This window comes from Janthinobacterium lyxosi (assembly GCF_051380665.1).
Lineage (GTDB): Bacteria > Pseudomonadota > Gammaproteobacteria > Burkholderiales > Burkholderiaceae_D > Janthinobacterium.
In genome coordinates this window covers 52,898-74,152 of the sequence record NZ_JBNYXM010000028.1, presented here as the reverse complement: position 1 = coordinate 74,152, position 21,255 = coordinate 52,898, and the positions used below count along the sequence as shown (strand labels likewise).

At 61.3% G+C, this 21,255-nt stretch carries 20 protein-coding genes, 1 tRNA gene and 1 pseudogene; 10 read left to right on the top strand and 12 right to left on the bottom strand.

The genetic code is table 11. The features are described 5' to 3' along the window. From ACQ4WP_RS23310 to ACQ4WP_RS23290, 5 genes and pseudogenes are all read left to right on the top strand, one after another. Positions 1–303, top strand: a pseudogene (locus tag ACQ4WP_RS23310) (hypothetical protein); the annotation flags it as partial. Beyond that, complete coding sequence (locus tag ACQ4WP_RS23305; RefSeq protein WP_436524787.1) at positions 300–542, top strand: hypothetical protein; 243 nt, start codon at positions 300–302, stop codon at positions 540–542. The pseudogene ACQ4WP_RS23310 and the gene ACQ4WP_RS23305, both read left to right, overlap by 4 nt. A gap of 74 nt (positions 543–616) precedes the next feature. Further along, positions 617–1,558 carry a hypothetical protein gene (locus tag ACQ4WP_RS23300; protein ID WP_436524785.1) on the top strand — a complete coding sequence of 314 codons (942 nt, stop codon included), beginning with the start codon at positions 617–619 and terminating at the stop codon, positions 1,556–1,558. Beyond that, positions 1,555–1,917: a helix-turn-helix transcriptional regulator gene (locus ACQ4WP_RS23295; protein ID WP_436524783.1), complete on the top strand. Its 363-nt coding sequence runs from the start codon at positions 1,555–1,557 to the stop codon at positions 1,915–1,917. Before ACQ4WP_RS23300 ends, ACQ4WP_RS23295 begins: the two co-directional genes overlap by 4 nt. Further along, complete coding sequence (locus ACQ4WP_RS23290; protein WP_436524781.1) at positions 1,803–2,807, top strand: tyrosine-type recombinase/integrase; 1,005 nt, start codon at positions 1,803–1,805, stop codon at positions 2,805–2,807. Before ACQ4WP_RS23295 ends, ACQ4WP_RS23290 begins: the two co-directional genes overlap by 115 nt. An 86-nt stretch (positions 2,808–2,893) precedes the next feature. Here the strand turns inward: ACQ4WP_RS23290 and ACQ4WP_RS23285 are convergent. The 4 genes from ACQ4WP_RS23285 to ACQ4WP_RS23270 form a co-directional block, all read right to left on the bottom strand. After that, positions 2,894–2,968, bottom strand: a tRNA-Val gene (locus ACQ4WP_RS23285). A gap of 81 nt (positions 2,969–3,049) precedes the next feature. After that, positions 3,050–3,766, bottom strand: coding sequence for a DNA polymerase III subunit epsilon (gene dnaQ / locus ACQ4WP_RS23280; protein ID WP_436524779.1), 717 nt, complete (start codon positions 3,764–3,766; stop codon positions 3,050–3,052). Between the two features lie 103 nt (positions 3,767–3,869). After that, on the bottom strand, positions 3,870–4,319 hold the full coding sequence (gene rnhA, locus ACQ4WP_RS23275; RefSeq protein WP_436524777.1) for a ribonuclease HI: 450 nt from the start codon (positions 4,317–4,319) through the stop codon (positions 3,870–3,872). Then, the gene (locus tag ACQ4WP_RS23270) at positions 4,312–5,088 is read right to left on the bottom strand and encodes a class I SAM-dependent methyltransferase (protein ID WP_436524775.1); all 777 of its coding nucleotides are present in this window, start codon (positions 5,086–5,088) and stop codon (positions 4,312–4,314) included. Before ACQ4WP_RS23270 ends, rnhA begins: the two co-directional genes overlap by 8 nt. A 19-nt stretch (positions 5,089–5,107) precedes the next feature. Between ACQ4WP_RS23270 and gloB the strand changes: the two genes are divergently transcribed. Beyond that, complete coding sequence (gene gloB / locus ACQ4WP_RS23265; RefSeq protein WP_436524773.1) at positions 5,108–5,917, top strand: hydroxyacylglutathione hydrolase; 810 nt, start codon at positions 5,108–5,110, stop codon at positions 5,915–5,917. A gap of 81 nt (positions 5,918–5,998) precedes the next feature. On the opposite strand, the gene aceB is transcribed toward gloB, so the two are convergent. Next, positions 5,999–7,597, bottom strand: coding sequence for a malate synthase A (aceB, locus tag ACQ4WP_RS23260; RefSeq protein ID WP_436524771.1), 1,599 nt, complete (start codon positions 7,595–7,597; stop codon positions 5,999–6,001). A 216-nt stretch (positions 7,598–7,813) separates the two neighbouring features. On the opposite strand from aceB, the gene ACQ4WP_RS23255 reads away from it, so the two are divergent. Further along, positions 7,814–8,725, top strand: coding sequence for a LysR family transcriptional regulator (locus ACQ4WP_RS23255; RefSeq protein WP_436524769.1), 912 nt, complete (start codon positions 7,814–7,816; stop codon positions 8,723–8,725). Between the two features lie 266 nt (positions 8,726–8,991). Here ACQ4WP_RS23255 and ACQ4WP_RS23250 read toward each other — a convergent pair whose 3' ends face one another. From ACQ4WP_RS23250 to ACQ4WP_RS23235, 4 genes are all read right to left on the bottom strand, one after another. Then, positions 8,992–9,195, bottom strand: a complete 204-nt coding sequence (locus ACQ4WP_RS23250) for a cold-shock protein (RefSeq protein WP_010398811.1) — start codon at positions 9,193–9,195, stop codon at positions 8,992–8,994. A 298-nt stretch (positions 9,196–9,493) separates the two neighbouring features. Continuing rightward, positions 9,494–9,856, bottom strand: coding sequence for an Hpt domain-containing protein (locus tag ACQ4WP_RS23245; protein ID WP_436524767.1), 363 nt, complete (start codon positions 9,854–9,856; stop codon positions 9,494–9,496). A gap of 22 nt (positions 9,857–9,878) precedes the next feature. Beyond that, positions 9,879–10,529, bottom strand: a complete 651-nt coding sequence (gene upp, locus ACQ4WP_RS23240) for a uracil phosphoribosyltransferase (protein WP_219313602.1) — start codon at positions 10,527–10,529, stop codon at positions 9,879–9,881. Between the two features lie 146 nt (positions 10,530–10,675). Then, entirely contained in the window at positions 10,676–12,358 is a 1,683-nt protein-coding gene (locus tag ACQ4WP_RS23235) for an isovaleryl-CoA dehydrogenase (protein ID WP_436524764.1), read from the bottom strand. Positions 12,359–12,752: 394 nt separating this feature from the next. Between ACQ4WP_RS23235 and ACQ4WP_RS23230 the strand changes: the two genes are divergently transcribed. Together ACQ4WP_RS23230 and ACQ4WP_RS23225 are read left to right on the top strand one after the other, a co-directional pair. Beyond that, positions 12,753–14,492: a putative bifunctional diguanylate cyclase/phosphodiesterase gene (locus ACQ4WP_RS23230; protein WP_436524762.1), complete on the top strand. Its 1,740-nt coding sequence runs from the start codon at positions 12,753–12,755 to the stop codon at positions 14,490–14,492. Continuing rightward, positions 14,489–15,985, top strand: a complete 1,497-nt coding sequence (locus tag ACQ4WP_RS23225) for an HDOD domain-containing protein (protein ID WP_436524760.1) — start codon at positions 14,489–14,491, stop codon at positions 15,983–15,985. The genes ACQ4WP_RS23230 and ACQ4WP_RS23225 overlap by 4 nt, the downstream gene beginning before the upstream one ends. 54 nt (positions 15,986–16,039) lie before the next feature. Here the strand turns inward: ACQ4WP_RS23225 and aroC are convergent, their stop codons facing one another. After that, entirely contained in the window at positions 16,040–17,134 is a 1,095-nt protein-coding gene (gene aroC, locus ACQ4WP_RS23220) for a chorismate synthase (RefSeq protein WP_436524758.1), read from the bottom strand. 423 nt (positions 17,135–17,557) lie between these two features. On the opposite strand from aroC, the gene ACQ4WP_RS23215 reads away from it, so the two are divergent. Beyond that, positions 17,558–19,819, top strand: a complete 2,262-nt coding sequence (locus tag ACQ4WP_RS23215; RefSeq protein ID WP_436524756.1) for a putative bifunctional diguanylate cyclase/phosphodiesterase — start codon at positions 17,558–17,560, stop codon at positions 19,817–19,819. Between the two features lie 69 nt (positions 19,820–19,888). Here the strand turns inward: ACQ4WP_RS23215 and ACQ4WP_RS23210 are convergent, their stop codons facing one another. Both ACQ4WP_RS23210 and ACQ4WP_RS23205 read right to left on the bottom strand, forming a co-directional pair. Beyond that, entirely contained in the window at positions 19,889–20,335 is a 447-nt protein-coding gene (locus ACQ4WP_RS23210; protein WP_010398828.1) for a CBS domain-containing protein, read from the bottom strand. 128 nt (positions 20,336–20,463) lie between these two features. After that, positions 20,464–21,087 (bottom strand): 2OG-Fe(II) oxygenase, encoded by a 624-nt coding sequence (locus tag ACQ4WP_RS23205; protein ID WP_436524754.1) that lies wholly within the window; start codon positions 21,085–21,087, stop codon positions 20,464–20,466. Positions 21,088–21,255 lie beyond the last annotated feature (168 nt).

Below are 21,255 nucleotides of genomic sequence, written 5' to 3'. Positions count from 1 at the left end.
CCAGTCATACGCGATGCTCAAGGCTGGTATGAGCATCCTGAGCTGCCACCCTTTGACGAAGGCGATGCCGCCAAATTCAAGGAATGGATAGACGCCCAGGAGCTGGAGGTGCAGCGCGTCTGGATGGATGGCGATGCACCCGACTTGGCAGAGCGTTACCTGGAAGGTGATGGCGATCCGAGCGCATTGGTCGACTGGCAGCCCACGGCGCCAGGCCCAGGCTGGTTCCTGCTCGCGCCGTACGACGAAGAGAACGATGGCCCAGTGGCATGGTTCGCGCGCCGCGCGTCCGCGGCGCAATGAGCAGCCGCAGCCCGGCGCCCGCCCCGGAAACCCCGGCCGAGGCCGCCTACAAGCTGGACCGGGCCGTGCTGCGCGCGATCCACACCTGCCAGTCCGTGCTGTTCGAAGGCAAGCAGCACCATCTGCGCGCCATGGGCGCCCAAGTGCTGGGCGGCGGCGTGTCTTCCGTGATTTACCTGATGGGCGACGCGACACCGCGCCAGCCCAGCGAGATAACTTTTTTGGAGCATGCAGAATGATCAACAACGAGCAACGCAATCCACCTGTCCGTGCAACGCCCGACGATTCATTCCAGGGCCGAGTGCAGCCTTGGATGATGGCGTGCTTCGGTGCCGAAATCTCCGCCGACGGCGCTGAGCGCAATCGCCGCTTCCTGGAAGAATCGCTGGAACTGGTGCAGGCGTGCGGCTGCACGGCCAGCGAGGCGCATCAGCTGGTCGACTATGTCTTCGGCCGTCCGGTCGGCGAGCGCGTGCAGGAAGTCGGTGGCGTGATGGTCACGCTGGCCGCGCTGTGCCTGACCCAAGGCCTGGACATGCACGCCGCCGGCCAGACGGAGCTGGCCAGGATCTGGACGAAGGTCGAGGCGATCCGCGCCAAGCAGGCGGCTAAGCCGAAGCATTCGCCGCTGCCGGTTGCTGCGCCTCAGCCGATCATCGGGCGGCTAATGGATCAAATCTCGGCGCTGCCCGTGCTGTGGGGCCTGAACGAGCCAGGCGCACTGCTGCGCAACAGCGACGTGTTCCGCGTGCTGGCTGCTGCCGGCCGCGAGCACGCCACCATCGCAGCCACCCCGGCACCGCAGGCAGCCGCCAAAGATACCTGCGCCGAAATGCGCGCCCTGTGCAGCGCCTGTGGCGGCACGGGTGACGTGCACCGCGCTGACGGGGAATGGCTGGGCGAATGCACTTGCATCCACGCACTGTCGCAGCGCCAGGCTCTGCAAGCCGAAGGCAAGCACCCAGCGCCGTGCGCTCGCGAGTGCGAGGCGCCAGCATTCCACAACCTGGCGCGAGAACGCGACGCTCGCATTGCGCAGCTGGAGGCCCAGCTCGCACGCCGCCGCGCCCTACTCTCGCCCGAAACGCAGCAGACAATCGCAGCCGCGCGCGCGGCTGGCCAGTCGATCACAGCGACGCCCGGCGGCCTGGTCTTCATGAATGACGGTGCCGAGCCGGGCAGCGGCGAACTGGACTGCCCTGCTTGCGGTGGTAGCGGGCACGCCGGCGACGTGGCGGCCGGGAGCGCGCAATGAACATGAGCGAAGTCGAGATGCGCCAGATTGCCGAAATGGTGTCGGCGCTGGACAAGGCCGCAGGCAAGAAGCCCGCCAGTTCTGCCGGGGAAATGAACAGGCAACAGATCTGCGCCGCTCTCGGCGTCAGCGAATCAACGATCCGCCGCCTTGAGCATGCCGGGCTGCCATATACACCGGTCGGTGCGCGCTCCAAGCGCTACGACCTTGAAGAATGCAAGAACTGGTTAAAGGAGAACAACCAATGTCCATCTGGGATGACAAAGAAGGTAGGAAGCACGTCGGCATCATGGTCGATGGCAAAAGAATTCACAGAAAGTTGCCGAAAGGTGCATCTACGCGTGATGCCAAGCTCGTAGAAGCCGAGCTGCTCAAAGCGGCAGAAAGGACGCCGTCGCAAAAACAAGTCACAATTCCAGGCGACCCTCCAATGACGGCAATATTGGCGATATACTTGGAGCACTCAAAGAGCTTGAAGAGCGCCGACACGTCAAAGTTCCACGTGGTGCGCCTTGGGCCATGGGCAGCGTTATATAAAGCAAGTCAGTCGCAGGAATTTGCGGATCACTTTATTCGCGATGCAAGTACAAAAGTAGAAAATCCGAAAACACGAATAATGGAATCGATTTATGCGCCGGCCACAATTAATAGATCGCTGGCGTGCGCAAAGAAAGGTTTGGCCTTGGCCTGGCGTCAGCGACTGATCCCGGAGAACTTCGGGTTGCGCATTGACAATGTTGAAGTAAATAACAACAGGGAGGTATTCTTAAGCATCAAGCAAGTCAGGCGACTATCGGAATTCTGTTCGCCCCGTGTGCAGGCAGCGATCTGGATTGCACTGCTTACTGGCGCCAGGCGCGGCGAGATATTCAAAATCCGGCCGCAGGATATCAAGCAGAACACTATCGAAATTCCATCCAGTCACACCAAGACGTCGCGCACACGCATTATTCCGATAATCCCTGCATTGCGGCCATGGTTGCCGTACTTGCCACTGACCATAACGCCAAGCGGCGTTAAATCATCCTGGCAACGCGCCAGGGTCAGGGCCGGTATGCATCATGTCAACTATCATGATTTGCGGCACTCGTGCGCCAGCATCATGCTCAGCCTTGGCGTTGACCTTTATACCATCAGCAAGATTCTCGGGCACAGCACCATACGCACCACGCAGCGATACGCTCATCTTCAGGTAGATGCCCAGCGCACCGCGCTCGACAAACTATCCAACCTTGTGCAAGTCGGATAAATTACACCCGAAAATTACACCCATAAAAAAAGCCGCCTATCGATGATTGGCGGCTTTTTCTAAGTGCTTGATACTAAAGCGAATTCTGGTGGGAAGTGCAAGTTTCGAACTTGCGACCCCTGCAGTGTGAATGCAGTGCTCTACCCCTGAGCTAACCTCCCGAAGCGAGGCGAATTATCGCATAAATGTTACGGCATCTGCAAGGGCTGGCAACAGGAAATTTAGCATGTCCCGCTTTTTTCTCAGGCAGCCGCTGGTGGCGCCAGGACGGCGGTCCAGATGCACTGGCCTTTAGCGGCCTTGTCGAGGCCGGCGATGGTGGCTTCGTGGGCGGCGAGCTCGTCGGCCGTGGCGAACTGGAAGATGACTTCGGCCAGGGGCACGATTTCCAGCACGGCGCCGTCGGCAGCCACTTCCACTTCTTCTTCCATGCTCAGGCTGTTTTGCCCCCGCGTCATGGCCAGGTAGACGTCGGCCAGCAATTCGGAGTCGAGCAGCGCGCCGTGCAGCTTGCGGTGGGCGTTCGACACGCCATAACGGTCGCACAGGGCGTCGAGCGAGTTGCGCTTGCCTGGATGCATTTCCTTCGCCTGCACCAGGGTATCGATCACGCCATGCACTTGCTCATGCACGGGCGGCAGGTTCAGGCGCTTGAATTCCGCGTTGAGGAAGCCGATATCGAACGGGGCGTTGTGAATGATCAGTTCGGCATCGGCGATAAACGCGCGGAATTCTTCTGCGATTTCCGCGAATTTCGGCTTGTCGCTGAGGAATTCCGTCGTCAATCCGTGGACGGCCAGCGCCCCCTCTTCCGAGTCGCGCTCGGGATTGATGTAATGGTGGAAATTATTCCCCGTCAACATGCGGTTGTTCAGTTCGACCGCCCCGATCTCCAGAATGCGGTCGCCCGTGCGCGGGTTCAGGCCGGTGGTTTCAGTATCAAGAACAATTTGACGCATGGCAGATTCAGTCGTAAAAGCAAAAAGCGAAGGGCACAGTATAGCAAACCTGCGCCCTTCGATTACGCCCTGCCCGCTGTTTCGCGACATGAATTTTTAACCATCAGGCGCGCACGGTTTCCACGCCCATATTGGCCAGTTGATCGGCCCGCTCGTTGCCTGGATGGCCATTATGGCCGCGCACCCAGCGCCATTCCACTTCATGCACGGCCTGGGCCGTATCGAGGGCCTGCCACAGGTCAACGTTCTTGACGGGCGCCTTGGCCGCCGTTTTCCAGCCGCGTGCCTTCCAGCCGTGGATCCATTCGCTGATGCCCTTCTGGACATACTGGCTATCGGTATACAACACTACCTGGCAGGGACGTTTGAGCGCCGTCAAGGCTTCGATCACGGCCTTCAATTCCATGCGGTTATTCGTCGTATTGAGTTCCCCGCCGTAAATTTCTTTCTTGGCGCCATCGGCCACCATCAACGCGCCCCAACCGCCCGTGCCGGGATTGCCCTTGCATGCGCCATCGGCGTAAATTTCAACCTTGTCTTCAAACTTAGCCATCTTGCTGTTCCCGCCTTTTATTCGTGACCGGTGCGCCTGCGGGCGCCGTCGCCGGTTTCTTGGTCCACGCCGGACCGATCAGACGCATCCCTTTGACGCGCTTGATCGCCTGCACTATATACACTGCGCCCAGATATGGCCACCAGCGCGCACCGGCCTTGTCCATGAAGGCGTTGCGGCGCAGCCATTTTTCTGTCCTGCAGGCGGGCGCGTAGCAGCCAAAATGGCTTTGGCTAACGCCCATGTTCAGCAATTTTAACCAGTCTTTCATGCGCGGCATAGAGATCAGCTCGCCTTCCTGCGGCAGGTAATGGCGCCCCGTGACCCTCCCCAGGCCCTGGCGCATGCCCCACAGGCTGGCGGGATTGAAGCCGCAGACGATGACGCGCCCCTCCGGTATCAGCACGCGTTCGACTTCGCGCAAGACCTGGTGTGGCTCGGCGGCAAATTCGAGTACGTGCGGCAAGACCACCAGATCCAGGCTTTGCGAGTCAAACGGCAGCTCGTCGAAGGCCGACACCAGGGTCAGGCGGCTCTCTTGCGGCGGGCGCGACGGCAGACGCGAATCGAGCAGCCATTTGTTCGGCATGCGGCTGGCCGCCAGCGCGTCGAGCTGGGGCAAGCCGATCTGCACGGCATTGAAACCGAAGATGTCGACGGTCAGGCTGTCGAGGCATTGCTGCTCCCAGGCACGCACGTACAGACCGGCCGGCGTCTGCAGCCAGCCGTCAAGCGCTATAATGGATTTTTCGGATGCCACACTGTCCATTCAGTTTTCTCTTTTGCTCATGACACATTCCCCTGAACACGCTTTATCGGTACTTGCCGTGCCCGCCTTTGCCGACAATTACCTGTGGCTGATCCATGACGGCCGCCACGCCGCCGTGGTCGACCCTGGCGATGCGATGGCCATCCTCGATGCCCTGCAAGCCCATCAGTTGACCCTGTCCGCCATTTTACTCACGCACCACCACGCCGACCACACGGGTGGCGTGCCTGAATTGTTGCAGCATTTCGCCGTGCCCGTCTTCGGCCCGCGCAATGAGGCTATCACAGCTATCACGGAACCGCTTGCCGAAGGCGATGTTGCCTATGTGGCCGAGCTGGGCTTGCAGATGACGGTCATCGACGTGCCCGGCCACACCAAGGGGCATATCGCCTATGTGCGCCAGCGCGACGAGCGCAGCGGCCCACCATGGCTGTTTTCCGGCGACACCCTGTTTGCCGGCGGCTGCGGCCGCCTGTTCGAAGGCACGCCGGGCCAGATGGCCGACTCACTGGGCAAGCTGGCCGCCCTGCCCGACGATACCGAGGTATTTTGCGCGCATGAGTACACCTTGTCCAATCTGCGCTTCGCCAACGCCGTCGAGCCGGGCAATCTGGCCTTGCAGGAACGCATCGCCATCGACACGGAAAGGCGCCAGCAAGGTTTATCGACCGTGCCGTCGACCATTGCCCTTGAGAAAGCCACGAATCCCTTCCTGCGCTACCGCGAACCGGCTATCTTGACCAGCCTGAAGGTGGAAGGCAAGCTGGCCGCCGGCGCCTCGCCCGTGGAAGCGTTCGCAGCCTTGCGGATGTGGAAGAATAATTTTTAAGCGGATCCTCCTGCAATAAAAAATCCCGGCAGATGCTTTGTGGCGTCGCCGGGATTTTTTCATGCTGCTACGTGATCAGGATCAGATTTCTTCGTACAGCGGCAAGGTCAGGAATTCAGCAAACGATTCCGACGTCGACATGTCCTCGAAAATCTGGCCGGCGCGTACATAGGTCGGGCCGTTGCCGCCTGGCGCATCGCGCTGCACCTTGGCCAGCTCCTCCGGAATCATGGCGCGCACCATCTCGGCCGTGACCTTGCGGCCATCTTCCAGCACACCCTTGCTGGAACGAATCCACTGCCACACTTGCGAACGGCTGATCTCGGCCGTGGCCGCGTCTTCCATCAGGTTGTGGATAGGCACGCAACCATTGCCGGCCAGCCAGCTGCCCAGGTAATGGATGCCCACGTTGATGTTGTAGCGCAAGCCCGCTTCCGTGATCGGCGCTTCCGGCTGAAAATTCAGCAAGTCCGACGCTTTCACGTCGATGTCGGGACGCTGTTTTTCGATCTGGTTCGGCTTGTCGCCCAGCACTTTCGTGAACTCGCCCATGGCCAGTTCCACCAGGCCCGGATGGGCAACCCAGCCGCCGTCGTAACCATCGGTGGCATCGCGCGCCTTGTCGTTGCGCACGCCGCCCATGGCGATGTCGTTCTTTTCCGGATCGTTCTTGATCGGGATCAAGGCCGCCATGCCGCCAATGGCCGGTGCGCCACGTTTATGACACGTTTTCAGCAACAGCAAGGCGTAGGCGCGCATGAATGGCGCCGTCATCGTGACTTTCGCGCGGTCGGCCAGGCAGAAATCCTTGTCCAGCTTGAATTTCTTGATGCACGAGAAGATGTAGTCCCAGCGGCCCGCGTTCAGGCCCGAGCTGTGTTCTTTCAGTTCGTACAGGATTTCATCCATTTCAAACGCGGCCAAAATGGTTTCGATCAGGACAGTCGCCTTGATCGTGCCCTGTGGCAAGTCCAATTCATTTTGCGTCATGACAAAAATATCGTTCCACAGGCGCGCTTCCAGGTGCGATTCCATCTTCGGCAGGTAGAAATATGGGCCGGCGCCACGTGCCAATTGTTCCTTGGCGTTATGAAACATGAACAGGGCGAAATCGAAAATGCCACCGGAAATGCGCTTGCCATCGACCAGCACGTGCTTTTCATCGAGGTGCCAGCCGCGCGGGCGCACGACGAGGGTGGCGATCTTGTCGTTCAGCTTGTACGACTTGCCATTTTGCTCCAGCGAAATCGTCTTGCGTACGGCGTCGAACATATTGATCTGACCCGTCAGCTGGTTATCCCAGTTCGGCGTGTTCGAATCCTCGAAGTCCGTCATGTAGCTGTCCGCGCCGGAATTAAACGCGTTGATGACCATCTTGCGCTCGACGGGACCGGTGATTTCCACGCGGCGGCATTCGAGCGCCTTCGGGATCGGCGCGATCTTCCAGTCGCCGTCGCGGATATGCGCGGTTTCTGGCAGGAAATCAGGACGCTCGCCCGCGTCGAGGCGCTTGGCCCGTTCCACGCGCACGGCCAGCAACTGCTGGCGGCGCGGCTCGAAGGCGCGCGTCAGCTTGGCCACCAGCGCCAGCGCTGCCGGCGTGAGTATCTGTTCGTAGCCGGGCTGGATTTCACCCGTGATTTGCATGCCTTCGGGAAGTGCAATCGTGTTCTGCGTCATGAAGTTCTCCGGTTTTTAATAAATATAAGCAAAGGTGATCTGGTGATCCAAGTATATGCTGAACGACTGCGCGGGCAAGCCGGACAAAGGCGTAAAAACACTCTGCCGGGTGGCGCGTTTGTTCTATAGTATTGCACTATAAGGCATGGAAACGAGATTAAAAATCACTTCATCTATGCGTTTTTATCACAAGTGATGGCATCGCGGGAGCACGGCATGGGGCAGTTCAGACAAATATCAACGTTCGTGGAAGTGGTGGCCAAGGGCAGCCTGTCGGCGGCCGCACGCGCAGAAGGCATCGCACCGGCCATGATAGGCCGGCGCCTCGATGCGCTGGAGCAGCGCCTGGGCGTCAAATTGCTGCAGCGCACGACGCGCAAGCTGGCGCTGACGAATGAAGGTGCGGCCTTCCTGGAAGACTGCCAGCGCATCCTGGGCGAACTGGAAGAGGCGGAAGCGGCCGTGGCCGAGCGCAGCGTGAAGGCCAGCGGCCATTTGCTCATTTCCGCGCCGGCCGGCTTCGGGCGCCAGCACGTGGCGCCATTGATCCCCTCGTTCGTGGCCGAGCATCGCGACGTGACGGTGTCGCTGAACCTGAACGACCGCCTGGTCGACCTGATCGGCGAAGGCATCGACGTGGCCATCCGCATTGCCAGCCTGTCCGATTCCTCACTCGTGAGTACGAAACTGGCCGACAACCAGCGCGTGCTGGTCGGCTCGCCCGCTTACCTGAAACGGGCCGGCACGCCGCGCATCCCGGCCGATCTGGCGAAACATAATTGCCTGGCGATCAGCAGCGAAGGCAGCCAGCGGGGCTGGACCTTCCGCGAAAACGGCAAGAATGTGATTTTAAAGGTGGCCGGCAATATGGTCTGCAACGACGGCGAAGTGCTGCACGACTGGGCGCTGGCTGGCAAGGGACTGGCGTGGCGTTCGATGTGGGAAGTGGGCGCCGAGATCGGCTCGGGGCAGCTGGTGACAGTGCTGGACCAGTTTGCCGCGCCAGGCAACGATATTTATGCCGTGTTTGCCCAGCGCCGCCATTTGCCGCTGCGCATCCGGGCGTTCGTGGATTTTTTGCGGCATTCGTATGCCCAACCCGATTACTGGCGCGAACGGGCAATCTAGTCACTGCAGGCCGGACTGGAAGAACGCAGCTTGGCGTAGGTCGGCTTAACGCAGCGTAAGCCGACACCTTCCGCCAATCTGCCAACGCCGTTTGTCGGCTTACGCGCAAGCGCCAAACCGACCACCCCTGACGCAAAGCGCCGGAAAGAGTCACGCAAGCCATGAAACACACCCATAACGCATGCAAAACCGGTGCCTCACAGAAATTCAGGCGAAAAAAAATCCTCGGAGACCGAGGATTTCTTTATTTCGTTTGATCCAGCGTATTAGATTGGCTGAATGTTCGAAGCTTGCTTGCCTTTAGGGCCAGCGGTCACTTCAAAAGAAACGCGTTGGTTCTCTTGCAGGGACTTGAAGCCGTTCGACTGGATAGCCGAGAAGTGAGCGAACAGATCTTCGCCGCCTTCATCAGGGGTAATAAAGCCGAAACCCTTCGAATCATTGAACCATTTTACGATGCCAGTTGCCATTACAATTTCCTATTTCAGTTAAGTTGGGCTTGCGCCCGTTATATCGTTTGAAGCAAGAAAGAAATGACAGACTAACTGCACTACTACCTCGAATCCAACGATGTCCAATTATACCAACAAAACTGAGAAAAACCATTCTTTCGCAAAATAAACTTGCAAACACTACTTTAATAGCAAAATCCCCGTCTTGCGGCGCCCTGACCCAGCGGCATGGAGACACTATATCCTAATCTGCGACGCGGGTGCTTTGCGTTGCATCAAATGAATCATTGCAACCACATCCCTATGGCGCACTCACTCACGCGCTGAAATGGGTGGCCCCCGCATCGCGTGCGGCCCAATGCAGCAGCGCCTCCACTTGCGCCCGCACGGCGTGCCATTCCGCCACCGCCTGCGCAGGCGCATTGAGCATGGCACGCACCTGTTGTTCGATGCGCCGGCATTCCTGCCCCAGCGCAGCGAAACCGAAGGTGGCGGCCGAGCCGGCTACCGCGTGCAGCGCGCGGTGCAGTTCCGTCAACGGTTCCAAACGGGGGCCTTCGCTGTCGCAGCGGCCGCTTGCCTGCGTGATCGCTTGCATCAGGACTGGCACGCCAGCCGCATATTTTTCGTTCAGGGCGCGCAAACGCGCGCGAAAATCCGGGTCGATCAAGGTTGCCATCGTCATACTCGCCTGAAGTGGCTTACTTGGTGCCGAAGATGCGGTCGCCGGCATCACCCAGGCCCGGCACGATGTAAGCGTGGTCGTCCAGGTGCGAATCGAGCGAGGCGCAGAACATCTTGACATTCGGGTGCGCGTTCTGGAACACGGTCACGCCTTCGGGTGCAGCCACCAGTGCCAGGAAGATGATCTGCTCGTCCGTCACGCCCCGCTTCTTCAGCACATCGACGGCGTACACGGCCGAATTACCGGTCGCTACCATCGGGTCGCACAGGATGAAGGTGCGTTCATTCAAGTCCGGCAGGCGCACCAGGTATTCCACCGGCATGTGGGTGGTCGGATCGCGGTACACGCCGATGTGGCCCACGCGCGCCGATGGCACCAGGTTCAGCAAGCCATCGCTCATGCCGATGCCGGCGCGCAGGATGGGGACGATGGCCAGTTTCTTGCCAGCAATGACGGGCGCGTCGATAGTGACCAGCGGGGTCTTGATTTCGCGCGTGGTCAGCGGCAAGTCGCGCGTGATTTCATAGCCCATCAGCAAGGTGATTTCCTTGAGCAATTCACGGAAGGTGCGCGTCGACGTATCGTGCTCGCGCATGTGGCTCAGCTTGTGCTGGATCAAAGGGTGATCGGTAATGAACAAATTCGGGAAGCGTGGATCTTGTTTCATATTGTTGTTCTTTCTCTGCTCTCTGGCGCGGCGGCAAGTCTGGGCCGCAGGCGCGCTGTGTGTCGATAAAATGATGGATAGCCGCATTATCCCCGCCCACAGCCCGCCTGTGGCCGGAATTTTCGAAATAATCGGATTTATCGGGGTCAGTATTCGCGCAGTGCGCGCGCCAGGATGGCCGCGCAATCGGTACCCGCCGGCAAGCGGCCATACGCGCCGCCCGGCGCTTGCACCAGCCGCGACTGCAGGAATGCCTGCGCGATGAAGGGCGGTGCATGGCGCAGCAGCAGTCCCGCCTGCACGGCCAGCACGATGCACTCGGATAATTGCCTGGCGCCGAATTCATCCGTCTGCGGCCCGTCCAGCTCGGTCAGCAGGCGCGTCCGGTACTCAACAAAGGCGGCGTCAGCATCGCCGGCCAGCGCCAGCTCGGCCGCCAGGGCGTCGCGCGCGGCGGGCGACTTGCCGAAGGCGCGCAAGACGTCGAGGCACATGACGTTGCCCGCGCCTTCCCAGATCGAGTTGACTGGCAGCTCGCGGTACAGGCGTGCCAGCGGCGCGTCTTCCACATAGCCGGTGCCGCCCAGCACTTCCATGGCTTCCGCGCCGAAACCGGGACCACGCTTGCAAATCCAGTACTTGCCGGCCGGCGTCAGCACGCGCGCCAGCATGGCTTGCTGCACATCCTCCTTTTCATCGAAACAGCGTGCCAGGCGCAGCGCAAAGGCCGTGGCGGCTTCCGATTCGAGCGCCAGGTCGGCCAGCACGTTTTGCATCAGGGGCTGCTCGACCAGCGGCTTGCCGAACACGGCCCGCTGGCGCGCATGGTGCAGCGCCTGCGTCAAGGCGGCGCGCATGATGCCGGTGCTGCCCAGCACGCAATCGAGACGCGTATGGCTGGCCATTTCCAGGATGGTGGGAATGCCCCGCCCCGGCTGGCCCACCAGCCAGCCATAGGCGTTGGTGAATTCCACTTCCGACGAGGCATTCGAGCGGTTGCCCAGCTTATCTTTCAGGCGCTGCACGCGGATGGCATTGCGGTTGCCGTCGGGCAGGTAGCGGGGCAGGAAAAAACACGACAATCCGCCCTCCTGCGCCTGCGCCAGGATCAGATGGGCGTCGCATTGCGGCGCCGAAAAAAACCATTTGTGGCCGACGATGCGCCAGGCGCCGTCGGCCTCGTCGCCGAACAGGGCCAGCGCCTCGTCCGGCGGCACGGGCATCGCGCGCGTGGTGTTGCTGCGCACGTCCGAGCCGCCCTGCTTTTCCGTCATGCCCATGCCGACCAGGGCGCCGCGCTTCTGTTCCACGGGCAAGGAGCGGGGATCGTATTCGCGCGACAGTATTTTCGACAGCCAGCGGGCGGCGATTTGCGGCAGCTCAAGGGCCTGGCGCAAGGCCGGCACCGAGGCATACGTCATCGTCACGGGACACTGCGTGCCGTTTTCCACCTGTCCCACTAATAGATAGGCGGCCGCGCGCGCCACCTGGGCGCCAGGACCGGGCGACGCCCAGGGCGAGGCGTGCACACCGGCGCCCACGAGGATGGCCATCAGTTCATGCCAAGCCGGATGGAACTGCACTTCGTCGATGCGGCGCCCGGCCCGGTCGAACTGCTGCAGTTCGGGCGTGTGGATATTGGCCAGGCGCGCCAGCGCATACGTCTCGGCGCGGCCCAGCTTTTCGCCCAGAGCGTCGAGTTCCTGCAGCGCTGCACCGCCGCCCTCGCGCAGCAGCGCTTCGATCAGCGCCGGGTCGCAGGCGAACAGATTGACGTTTTCAAAGGGCGTGGCCTGGTTGAAAACTTCATGCGTGTCAAAGGCATTCATGGGGTCTCCCGCGATTTGTTATCATGGCGCCCTTGCCGTCGCTGGCGCACCGTCAACACCGTCTGCCAGCCAGACTAGCGCAAAGCGCATGGCAGGGCAAGCGCGCTACCGAAAGCCGGCGCGGCAGAAAGTTTCCACTGGGAACGAAAATGCCTGCGGGTGTCGCGCACGATGATTTTTTTCATGGAAGGCAGGAATATTTACAAAACCTGAAGCAATGTTGCTCTATTTCATGTAATCGAATGCTTTTCAATGATACATTTCGTGTGGATCGCGTTCCAATAGCCGCCCTCTGGCTGCTATGGCGCGCGTAGCGCACGATGCACTCTTTCCGTTGGCGCCCTGCCCTGCAGCGAGCGCTGGCACTGATAAAAAAAAGGTAAAAGCCAGCACGATGTTTTCCAGTACCCCATCCGCCGCCCACCGCGAGGCACGCCACGAGTTGGACAACCTCATGGAAGAGGCAGGCGACGTCGTGTTCCGGCTCGATACGGACGGCCTGATCCTGTTCGCCAGCAAGCGCGCAGCCGCCCTGTTCGGCGCGCCATCGGGCCTGGCCGGCCACTTGCTGCTGCCGCTGGCCGCCGAAGCGTCGCGCGCGGCGCTGCAGGCGACGCTGGAAGATTCCCTGGCCGAGCCGGGCCGCCTGGAAGTGCGCCTGCAAACGCCGGACCAGGAGATCTGGTTCGAGCTGCGCCTGTCTTCTTATATGAACGGGGACGGCATCGCCGAATTGCTGGTGGTCGGGCGCGACACCTCGGCCCAGCACAACACGGAAGAACGCCTGCGCCACATGGCCACGCACGATGCGCTGACCGGCCTGCCGAACCGCCTGCTGCTGTCGGACCGCATCCGCATGGTCATCGCCCAGGCGGCGCGTTCGGGCCAGGGTTTTTCCGTGGCCACCATCGGCCTCGATGGTTTTAAAAAGGTCAACGATGGCCTGGGCCACCCCGTCGGCGACGCCGTGCTGCGCCTGGCCGCCGCGCGCCTGCGCAAGACCTTGCGCGACAGCGATACCCTGGCGCGCGTGGGCGGCGATGAATTCGTCGCCGTACTGCCCGGCAGCGCGACCGATGCGCAAATCAAGCTGGTAACGGGCCGCCTGCTGGCCACCCTGCAGGCGCCGTTCGAAGTCGATGGCCACACGATCTACGTGGGGGCGTCCGTGGGTGTATCGATCTATCCGCTACACGCGGAAGATGAAGTGCGCCTGGTGGCGCTGGCCGATGCGGCCATGTCGCGCGCCAAGGAAACGGGCAAGGCCCGCTGCCTGGTCTACAGCCCGCGCCTGAATGGCCCGTCGGAACACGATATCTCGCTGGAAGCGGCCATGTTCCACGCCGTGCGCGAAGGCGAATTCCTGCTGTTCTACCAGCCCATCGTCGATGCGCACACGCGGCAAATCCAGGGGTTCGAAACCCTGATGCGCTGGAAGCACCCGACCCTGGGCCTGGTGCCGCCCGTGCGCTTCATCCCGATCGCCGAAGCCAATGGCCTGATCAACCTGCTGGGCGCCTGGGCGCTGAAGGCGGCCTGCGTGCAGCTCAAGCAGTTCCAGGAAGTGGCCAAGCGGCCACTGTACATCTCCGTCAACATCAGCCCGCGCCAGTTCCGCAACGACAAATTCCTCGACGTGCTCGATGACGCCATCGCGTTTTCGGGACTCTCCGGCGAACACCTGGTGCTGGAAATTACGGAAGGCACCCTGATGATCGACCCCGTGCATGCGGAAACCATCCTCGTCAAGATGACGGAGCGCCGCGCGCGCATTGCCATCGACGATTTCGGCACCGGCTATTCCTCGCTCGCGTATCTGAAGCGCTTCCCCATTTCCGTACTGAAGATCGACCGCACCTTCATCAAGGACTTGCCCGAATCGAGCAAGGATGCGGCCATTTGCAACACGATTCTCGACCTGGCCAAGCATTTGAACCTGTCCGTGGTGGCCGAAGGCGTGGAAACGGAGGAGCAGATGCACTTCATGGAGTCGCGCGGCTGCCAGTATGTGCAAGGCTATTTGACGGGCAAACCGATGCCGGCCCATGCCGCGCTATCGGCCTTGAGCGAAAAAACCTATGCGGCGCTGGTGCCCACGCCGTCTGTCTATGAACAGCGCGGAGGGGTGCAATGAAGCCAGGTCATTTCACGGTACCGACACAGCTCGGCAAAAACACCCTGGACCTGCTGTGGGCGCGCACACGCCAGCAGGGCGACATGCCCGGCTTCGCCAAAGCCATCAGCGCCATCCTGGGCGCCATGCGCGGCGAGGATGACCACGAATTCGACATCACGCAAACGGTGCTGTCCGACCCTGTCCTCACGCACAAGGTACTGAGACTGGCCAACAGCGGCATGTACTCGGCCTTCGGCCAGAGGGTCAACACGGTCTCGAAGGCCGTGCTGGTGCTGGGCATCGACGCCATCGGCCATCTGGCGCTGGGACTGAAACTGATCGAGGAGCTGTCGCAGGCGTCGCCCGACTCCGTCAGCGCCCACGTGGAAATGGAAAAGGCCGTGCTGGCCGGGATGGTGGCGCAGCAGGTGGCCACCAGCGCCGGCAGCTTGCAAGCGGAGCAAGCCGTCGTCTGCTCCATGCTGCACACGCTGGGCCGCATGATGGTGACGTTCTACATGACGGACTTCTGGGCGCGCATGCAGGCGCACGCGGGTCCGGGCAACGAGGCGGCCGCCGCGCGCGAAATCCTCGGCCTGTCGCTGCCGGAAGTGGGCTATGCCACGGCTGCCCACTGGGGCTTGCCGCAGCACCTGATCAACGGCATGCGTCCGATGGACCCGTCGCCCGACAACGCGCCCGTCAACGGCGCCGACTGGATGGCGGGCCTGTCGACCATGGCGGCGCGCTGCGCCGACTCGCTGTGGCATGACGATGCGGCCGGTGCGGCGCAGGTGCATGCACTGATCGACGACTATGCGGGCACCCTGGGCATCACGGCCCCCGACCTGGTGGCGGCGGTAGACAAGGCCAAGGCGATGGCGGCCGCCGACCTGTCGATCGCGCCGCTATCAAAACCGGCCGAACGGCGCGCGCGCCAGCTGGCCTCGACGCGCATGCGCGCCGAAGGCAATCGCGTCCTGATCGGCGGCCTGGCAGACCTGCGCGGCGCCATCGGCAGCGCCAACCCGGGCCAGATGGTCTCGATGGCGCTCGAAACGCTGCACCAGGGCTTTGATTTTTCGCGCTCGGTGGCGTTCGTGCGCAACCACAGGGATCATTTGTACTCGGCACGCATCAGCATGGGCGAAGGCATGGCCGATCTGCAGGACTTGATGGTATTTGGCGATGCGTATGAGCCGAACGTGTTCCACGCGGCCCTCAATAGCGACCGTGTGATCTTCATCGACAATGCGCGCGACCCGAAATTTGCCGCCAAGCTGCCGCAATGGTGGAAAGCCACGCTGTCGGAAGCGCGCAGCTTCGTCGTGCTACCCCTGTCGGCCAACGGCCACCCTACGGGATTCTTGTACGGCGACTGGGACGACAGCTTCCCGCCGATTCAATTAAACCAGACGGAATTCAACCTGATCAACGATATCCGGGCGTTATTGGTGCAGTCGGTGGAGATGCGCCACCAATTAGAACTGGTGGCCAATAAAGTGGCGTGATGGAGGTACTGCGGGATTCGCGTGGCGCTGCCACGCGAATCCCGCATACACTGATTACTTCAACTTCGGCGTAGAAACAGACACATCGCCGCATTGTGCGCGGTGCATCAGGGCGTGGTCAATCAGCACCAGCGCCAGCATGGCTTCGGCGATCGGCGTGGCGCGGATGCCCACGCAGGGGTCGTGGCGGCCGAAGGTTTCCACCATCACGGGATTGCCCTCTTTATCGATCGAGCGGCGCGGCGTGCGGATCGACGAAGTCGGCTTGATGGCGATCGACACACTGATATCCTGCCCCGTCGAGATGCCGCCCAGTACGCCACCGGCGTTATTGCCGATAAAGCCTTCCGGCGTCAGCTCGTCGCCGTGCTGGGAACCCTTTTGCGCCACGGAGTCGAAGCCGGCGCCGATTTCCACGCCCTTGACGGCATTGATGCCCATCATGGCGTAAGCGATGTCGGCGTCGAGCTTGTCGTAGATGGGCTGGCCCAGTCCGACCGGCACGTTTTGCGCAATCACGTCGATGCGCGCACCGATGGAATCGCCATCGCGGCGCAATTGATCCATGGCCTCTTCCATGCGCGCGATCAGGTCCGCGTCGCCGCTGGCGGCAAAGAAGGGGTTCGCATGCACGTGTTCCCAGGACTGGAATGGCACGGGGATGTCACCCAGCTGGCTCATGCAGCCCTTGAAGGTGGTGCCGTACTGCTGCAGCAGCCACTTCTTGGCGATGGCCGCCGCACCCACCACGGGCGCCGTCAGGCGCGCCGAGGAACGTCCGCCGCCGCGCGGGTCGCGCACGCCGTATTTATGCCAGTAGGTGTAGTCGGCGTGGCCGGGGCGGAAGCTTTCCGCGATATTGCCGTAATCCTTGCTGCGCTGGTCTTCATTGCGGATCAGCAGCGCGATGGGCGTACCCGTCGTCACGCCCTGGTACACGCCCGAGAGAATTTCCACCGTATCCGATTCCTGGCGCTGCGTCACATGGCGCGAAGTGCCCGGCTTGCGGCGGTCCAGCTCGGGCTGGATATCGGCTTCCGACAGGACCAATCCCGGCGGACAGCCATCGATCACGCAGCCGATGGCCGGTCCATGCGATTCGCCGAAAGTGGTAACAGTAAACAGTTTGCCAAAAGAATTGCCGGACATAGTAGGAAGTGTGAAAGACTGGAAAACTCAATTCTACCAGCCTGCGGGGCATGCCATGCCGCTAATGCCGCAGCAAGGCCCGATATTCCCCGCGCTTATCACCATTTTTAACTCCCGCGTATTTTTTCATATAAAAAATACCAAATAAGAGTTGCAATCATGCAATACAAGAAATATTGCTCCGCAGAATAGACTTAAAAAAACATTTTGCTTATTAAATAGCTATATACTTGGATCAAAGCGCGCGATACGATACTGGTTACCAAACCAGATTTAGGCTGCGCCGAGAGCACGTCAAAAAATGCCCAGGGCTAGGCGTCGTTGCCGAAGACAGTACGCGAGTACGGCGAGGCAACGCAACAACGCCATGGGCTTTTTGTGATGCGCTCGTAAAAATATCGAGTCATCCTGGAGAAGCCATACATGCCCGCACCGATCATCCCCCTTGACGCCAACAAGGACGATCACGACGACCTGGTATTCCTCGATGAGCAACCAGCACCGCCGCTGGCCGTCGCACCGCGCAGCGTCTGGCGGGTGATGATCATCGACGACGATGAAGACGTCCACTCCACCACCACTTTCGCCCTGGGCAACCTGGAAATGCAGCACCGCCCGCTGGAATTCGTGCATGCGTATTCGGCCGGCCAGGCGCGCGAACTGCTCAAGCATGAAGATGACATCGCCGTCATCCTGCTCGACGTGGTGATGGAACAGGATGACGCGGGCCTGCACCTGGTGCGCTACATCCGCGAAACCTTGAAGATGACGGACGTGCGCATCATCCTGCGCACGGGCCAGCCCGGCTATGCGCCGGAAATCGACGCCATCCGCGATTTCGACATCAACGATTACAAGACCAAGTCCGAACTGACGCGCATCAAGCTGTTTACCACGGTGACGGCAGCCATCCGCTCGTACGAGCAGATACGTTCGATCAGCAACAGCCGGCGCGGCCTGGACCGGATCGTCCACGCCAGCACGCAGCTGATGGCGCTGCACGGCGTGCAAAACTTCTCGGCCGGCGTGCTGGCGCAAATCGCCGACCTGCTGGGCATCCGCGCCGACGGCGTGCTGTGCGTGCAGGACTTGCAGGACAGCGGCGCCAGGGAGTTGCTCGTCTCGGCCTGCACGGGCAGCTTTTCCAGCCTGCCGCACATCGCCCTGTGCGGCCTGCAAAACCCCCGCGTGATGGCGGCCATCGAGCACACACTGGCGCAGCGGCGCAATGTGTACGCGCACGACTACGCCACCCTGTACTTCGCGGGCAAGACCAGCCGTGACGCGGCCGCCTATCTGATCCTGCCACGCCCCCTCACCGCCATCGATGAAAGCCTGCTGGAAGTGTTTTGCAGCAACGTCGCCGTGGGCCTGGACAACGTCGAACTGGTATCGCACCTGCACAATGCCGCCTTCTACGACCAGTTGTCGAAGCTGCCCAACCGCACGCGCCTGGTGGAAATCCTCGACGCCGCCCTGGCCGGCCCCGCGCGCGACGACGCCACCCTGGCGCTGGTCGACCTCGACCACTTTGCCGAGACCAACGACGCGCTGGGGCACCAGTTCGGCGACACCCTGCTGGTCGCCGTGGCGGGCCGCTTGCAAACCCAGCTGGGGCCGCAGTTGACGGTGGCGCGCCTGGGCGGCGACATCTTTTGCGTGCTGGGCGACTCGTCGCAAGTCAATCCGGCCAACATCCTGGCCCTGTTCCAGGCACCTTTCAGCATCGATGGCCAGGATGTGCAACTGTCCGCCACCCTGGGCCTGGTGCGGCTGGGCGAACATGCGGGCACGGGCGCCGATGCACTGAAGGATGCCGATATCGCCTTGAAACGGGCGAAAAGCCAGCAGCGCGCCGGACACTTCTATTTCTCGCGCAGCATGGGCATTGAAATCCGCGAACGGGTGCGCATGATGCACGCGCTGCGCACGGCCTTCAGCCAGGACCAGCTGTTTGTCGTCTACCAGCCGCAGATCGACCTGACCACGCGCCGCCCCGTGGGCGCCGAAGCGCTGCTGCGCTGGCAGACGCCGGACGGCAAGTTCATCTCACCCGACCGCTTCATCCCGATTGCCGAATATTCGGGCATCATCATCGACCTGGGCGAATGGGTGCTGCGCACGGCTTGCCGGGAACTGGTGCTGCTGCGCGAGCAGGGCCACCGCAACTTCGTCATGTCCGTCAACGTGTCGCAAGTACAGTTCCGCCACCCCCTGTTTTTGGAAATGCTGCGCGCGGCGCTGGAAGAGACGCAGGCGCCACCCGAGTTCATCGAGCTGGAAATCACGGAATCGATGGCCATGGAAGAACCGGACATGCTGATCAAGATGTTGTGGCAGATCAAGCAGACGGGCGTCAGCATCGCCATCGACGATTTCGGCACGGGCTTCTCCTCGCTGTCGTACCTGCAGCGCCTGCAGGTCGACCGCCTGAAAATCGACCGTGCCTTCGTCACCGAGATCACGGGCTCCGCGCGCGGCAGCAGCATCGCCGAAATGGTCATCCAGCTGGGCCGCAACCTGGGCCTCGCCGTGATCGCCGAAGGGGTGGAAGACGAGCGCCAGGCGCAGATACTGCAGGCGCTGGGCTGCCCGATGGCGCAAGGTTTCCTGTTTGCCCGCCCCATGACGGCCACGGCGCTGGGCACCTGGCTGAACAACGAGGCGCTGCAGGGCGCCGCATAGGCGCCACCTTGAATTGACAATGTAAAACGCCGGCAGTTGCCGGCGTTGTTATTACTGCATTGCGATCACTTAGTCAGTCGTTTCAGCCGGCCAGTCGCGAATATACGCCTTGAGCATCTGGTTTTCAAAGCTTTGCGCTTCGAGCACGGCGCGTGCCACGTCGTAGAAGGAGATGACGCCCAGCAAGGTCTTGGCATTCATGACAGGCAGGTAGCGCGCATGTTTTTCCAGCATGATGCGGCGCACTTCGTTCACTTCCGTATCGGGCGTGACGGTGATCGGGTGGTCGTCCATGTGCTTGCGCACGGTGCCGCCGCCGATCTGGCCCGCGTTTTCATGCAGCGCGTTCAGCACTTCGCGGAAGGTCAGCATGCCGACCAGGTCGCCAAATTCCATGACCACCAGCGAACCGATGTCTTTTTCGGCCATGGTATTGGCCGCGTCAAGCAGGGGCTGGTCAGGCGTGACCGTGTAGAGGATATTGCCCTTGACTTGGAGAATTTCAGATACTTTCATATTGGCCGTCCTGTCCGCGTGATTGGTATTTTAGTTATTCTAGCCCTTACTGCGACTGTAGCCTAAGCCTGCGGAAAAATCCAGCCTTGCGCGCAATCAAATCGAAGGGGATTGCGCGCAACTTTTCGTCATGCCCGCCGGCGAAACCAGCCAGCGATCGACAAGCGCTGGCGCGCCGTCGGCAATACCTCGTGCAACATCTCGCCCGACAGGAACATGGCCATGCGCCCTGCTTCGGGCGCGATATCCACGTGGTCGCCGTCCTGCGGGTGCAAACGCAGCGCGCCGCCGTGTTCGGGCAGCCAGCCGTCGTTCAGGTACAGCACGACGGACACGGTGCGCTTGTCGTCGTCGCGGAAACGGTCCAGATGGGGCCGGTAAAAAGCGCCCGACGCGTACAGGGCGAAATGGCTTTCGTACTCGTCCAGCCCCAGGAACAGTTCGCGGTTGAGTACCTGGCGCAATGCTTCCATGCGTTCCAGATAGCGGTCGCATGCCTCTGAACGGCCCGCTTCCAGCCATGCGATATGGTCGCCGCGGATATCCGGCTGCAGCAGGGGCGCATGGCCGCTGCCCACGCCGGCGCCTTTCATCTTGCCGCTGAGCATGGATTGCACGCATTCGGCGGCCAGTTGGCGGCTGAGTTCAGGAGAAATGAAATGCTCTTGCATGTGCCAGCCTGCGCGGCACAGGCCGTCGACGATAGAGGGTCCGGGCACGGCAAGGGAGCCGTCGAACGATATTGCGGGCATAGAATCTTTCCTGGTGGACATGCATGAGAGTGCGCCTGAAGCCCAGGATTTCGTTCGTTTGCAGCCGCTTCCTGGCGGTGCGGCGCACGCGCGAAGGTTGAACAGCCCGAATATCACTGACACGGCATCGTACCACCGCCACGCGGAGCCGGTCGCTTTTTTCGACTT

Excerpts from the sequence above, each read along its gene's own strand:
- ACQ4WP_RS23305 (WP_436524787.1), top strand. The coding sequence starts at position 300 with ATGAGCAGCCGCAGCCCGGCGCCCGCCCCGGAAACCCCGGCCGAGGCC.
- ACQ4WP_RS23300 (WP_436524785.1), top strand. The coding sequence starts at position 617 with ATGATGGCGTGCTTCGGTGCCGAAATCTCCGCCGACGGCGCTGAGCGC.
- ACQ4WP_RS23295 (WP_436524783.1), top strand. The coding sequence starts at position 1,555 with ATGAACATGAGCGAAGTCGAGATGCGCCAGATTGCCGAAATGGTGTCG.
- ACQ4WP_RS23290 (WP_436524781.1), top strand. The coding sequence starts at position 1,803 with ATGTCCATCTGGGATGACAAAGAAGGTAGGAAGCACGTCGGCATCATG.
- dnaQ (WP_436524779.1), bottom strand. The coding sequence starts at position 3,766 with ATGCGTCAAATTGTTCTTGATACTGAAACCACCGGCCTGAACCCGCGC.
- rnhA (WP_436524777.1), bottom strand. The coding sequence starts at position 4,319 with ATGGCTAAGTTTGAAGACAAGGTTGAAATTTACGCCGATGGCGCATGC.
- ACQ4WP_RS23270 (WP_436524775.1), bottom strand. The coding sequence starts at position 5,088 with ATGGACAGTGTGGCATCCGAAAAATCCATTATAGCGCTTGACGGCTGG.
- gloB (WP_436524773.1), top strand. The coding sequence starts at position 5,108 with ATGACACATTCCCCTGAACACGCTTTATCGGTACTTGCCGTGCCCGCC.
- aceB (WP_436524771.1), bottom strand. The coding sequence starts at position 7,597 with ATGACGCAGAACACGATTGCACTTCCCGAAGGCATGCAAATCACGGGT.
- ACQ4WP_RS23255 (WP_436524769.1), top strand. The coding sequence starts at position 7,814 with ATGGGGCAGTTCAGACAAATATCAACGTTCGTGGAAGTGGTGGCCAAG.
- ACQ4WP_RS23250 (WP_010398811.1), bottom strand. The coding sequence starts at position 9,195 with ATGGCAACTGGCATCGTAAAATGGTTCAATGATTCGAAGGGTTTCGGC.
- ACQ4WP_RS23245 (WP_436524767.1), bottom strand. The coding sequence starts at position 9,856 with ATGGCAACCTTGATCGACCCGGATTTTCGCGCGCGTTTGCGCGCCCTG.
- upp (WP_219313602.1), bottom strand. The coding sequence starts at position 10,529 with ATGAAACAAGATCCACGCTTCCCGAATTTGTTCATTACCGATCACCCT.
- ACQ4WP_RS23235 (WP_436524764.1), bottom strand. The coding sequence starts at position 12,358 with ATGAATGCCTTTGACACGCATGAAGTTTTCAACCAGGCCACGCCCTTT.
- ACQ4WP_RS23230 (WP_436524762.1), top strand. The coding sequence starts at position 12,753 with ATGTTTTCCAGTACCCCATCCGCCGCCCACCGCGAGGCACGCCACGAG.
- ACQ4WP_RS23225 (WP_436524760.1), top strand. The coding sequence starts at position 14,489 with ATGAAGCCAGGTCATTTCACGGTACCGACACAGCTCGGCAAAAACACC.
- aroC (WP_436524758.1), bottom strand. The coding sequence starts at position 17,134 with ATGTCCGGCAATTCTTTTGGCAAACTGTTTACTGTTACCACTTTCGGC.
- ACQ4WP_RS23215 (WP_436524756.1), top strand. The coding sequence starts at position 17,558 with ATGCCCGCACCGATCATCCCCCTTGACGCCAACAAGGACGATCACGAC.
- ACQ4WP_RS23210 (WP_010398828.1), bottom strand. The coding sequence starts at position 20,335 with ATGAAAGTATCTGAAATTCTCCAAGTCAAGGGCAATATCCTCTACACG.
- ACQ4WP_RS23205 (WP_436524754.1), bottom strand. The coding sequence starts at position 21,087 with ATGCCCGCAATATCGTTCGACGGCTCCCTTGCCGTGCCCGGACCCTCT.